Source organism: Salinispora goodfellowii (genome assembly GCF_059570675.1).
Genome location: NZ_JCANTD010000088.1, coordinates 1 through 1833, shown reverse-complemented (window position 1 = coordinate 1833; position 1833 = coordinate 1). Strand labels below are relative to the sequence as shown.

Genomic DNA, 1833 nt, shown 5'->3' with positions numbered 1-1833 from the left:
CCCGCCGTAAGCGCGCGAAACTCGGCTCGGACTTTCTCCGCGTCTTGGATTACGGCCTTCGCCCTCTCCTGCTGTTGATGGACGGAGACGTGCAGGTCTCGCAACACGGCGGTGACGTCGGGCAGGCTCACGGCTGTACCTCCGGGTGTGCTCGAACATGAAATCGGGGCCGACAGCGAGTCGGCGGGCATTGCTGGGCTCTGGACGGGTGGCGGCGGGTGGCGGCGGGTGGTCCGTGGTGCGGACAGCGGCCCGGCTCGGGTTCCCAAAACGGGCTTCCATCGGTAACCTCAGATCAGCACCTAGGCTATCAGGATAGCCTAGGATCAGACCAAGGCATTCGTTGTGATCATGAGGAGGTTGCTGACAATGTCCCTCGCCATGGCCGCCCTGGGGGCCGCCCTTCTCGGCTGGGTCGCCGGGATGTGGACGTTCAAACGTGCCCAACGATGGTGCCCGTCCTGCGGCGACACGCTGGACTGCCCGGGTTGCCGCGACACCAGGCACCGCACCTCGAAACCGGCTACCGGTGCGGGCGACGGTGCGCTCGCGTGAACAAGCCGGAGGCATCGGCGGGTCGAGCGGTCCGCGCCGCAGAAGCGCACCATCGGTGCGGCATCGCTGAGCCGGCAGGCGCGAAATGACCACCACGTACCTGACGCAGGCAGCGATGGAGCAGGTCAACCACGCGCAGGTGGAACTGGAGCGACACTTGGCGACCGGCGTCGCCGGTCGGTGCGTAACGTGCCGGCAGCCCGAGCCATGCCCAGGCCGAGCAACCGCCGAAGCAGCCTTCGCCCGCTACGGACGCCTTCCCCGCCGCCGACCCGGCATGACGACCGCCAACTCCACAGCTTCGACCTGGACCTGGTTCACCCGGCCGCCCGGCAACCGTTGACCATGAAGTGCACGTCGAACGACATCCGCCCCCGGTCACCGGTCATGAGCGTCGTCGTTGACCTCGTGGTGGGCGATTCAACGTCACCGTGGCCGATCACGCAGACGGGGCATCGTCGCGTTCCGCGACGTACACCCCGACGCCTGGAACCCCATAGACCAGACCCTCAGCCTTCAACACGAGCATGGCATTGCGTACCACCATCTGAGACACGCCGTAATCACGGCGGAACTCCGTCATCGACGGCAGCCTCGCCCCCGGCGCAAGCTCGCCGGATGCGATCTGTTCCCGGATGCGGTCAGCCAACCACACCCACTTGGCGGTAGTGGGCATTACAACTCCCTGGTCTGCAACCGCCATTGCATCACAGGGAACCTGCGCGAGCAAGGTAGCACCAGAGGCATTGACTAGAGCTATCTTGATAGCCTATGTTGGCTACAAGCCGTACCCCTGGTCTGCAAACCGGAGACGGCCCAGCACCCAACGCCCCCAACCATGGGGACCGACCCTTGAGTCACTCCGGATCCCCGGAGATAGTCAACTGCAACCTCAAGCAGGCCGGAGATCTCGTCGGAAAGCACCTCGTGGGGGTGGTGAAGGCTGGTGACTGACCCACCGCCAGCCACCAGCAGCATCATCATCGGCCGGTTGATCGGTCAACGGGGCGGTTCGCCGGCTGGCCCTTGCTTGCCCAGTAAGGACGACCGCTGGTTGCGTCGACGCTCGGGGGTGTCGCTTCGCTCGCCCGGAGACGGCTCGACCTTTCGCTCCCCCGCTACCGGCTGCTGCGGAAGGCGCACGCCGATCACCCGGGCATAGTCGGTGAGGCTGCCGCCGGCTTGGGCGAGGAGCCATGATCCGGCGCGGAGCTTGACTATCCCCCGGGCGTAGTTTCCCAGGGCCCGGTTGACCAGGGGGTTGGCGGCACCCGCCGT

2 protein-coding genes are annotated in these 1833 nt (G+C 66.2%); both read right to left on the bottom strand.

The window, feature by feature from the left end; genetic code table 11:
- Positions 1–994: 994 nt before the first annotated feature.
- Positions 995–1231 (bottom strand): winged helix-turn-helix domain-containing protein, encoded by a 237-nt coding sequence (locus T398_RS26745; protein WP_496450572.1) that lies wholly within the window; start codon positions 1229–1231, stop codon positions 995–997.
- Between the two features lie 323 nt (positions 1232–1554).
- The coding region (locus T398_RS26740) for a hypothetical protein (RefSeq protein ID WP_496450571.1) at positions 1555–1833 on the bottom strand (279 nt) is incomplete at its 5' end.

Coding starts and splice junctions, on each gene's coding strand:
- T398_RS26745 (WP_496450572.1), bottom strand. CDS start 1,231: ATGCCCACTACCGCCAAGTGGGTGTGGTTGGCTGACCGCATCCGGGAA.